This is a genomic window from Bifidobacterium vespertilionis (assembly GCF_008698145.1).
Lineage (GTDB): Bacteria > Actinomycetota > Actinomycetes > Actinomycetales > Bifidobacteriaceae > Bifidobacterium > Bifidobacterium vespertilionis.
The window spans coordinates 1-217 of record NZ_RZNZ01000047.1 but is presented as its reverse complement, the minus strand read 5'-3'; the positions used below and the strand labels follow the sequence as shown (position 1 = coordinate 217).

Annotated in this window: 1 pseudogene; it reads left to right on the top strand. The window is 65.9% G+C overall.

The window, feature by feature from the left end:
* A pseudogene (locus EMO90_RS12265) lies at window positions 1-217 on the top strand (hypothetical protein); the annotation flags it as partial.

The window sequence follows — 217 nt, the reverse complement described above, 5'->3', positions numbered from 1 at the left end:
CTGTTCACCACCAGCAAGGCCGAGTACGACAAGCTGGTCGCGGCCGGCTGGCAGGGCGAGGACGTCAAGTTCCATGCCGCCGGCAGCGCTGCGAACGGCGCCAAGCCGGTGTACCGCCTGTACAACCGGTATGACGGCTCGCACCACTTCACCGTGGACGCGGCCGAGAAGGATAACCTGGTGAAGATCGGCTGGACCCTGGAGCCGACGACCTGGT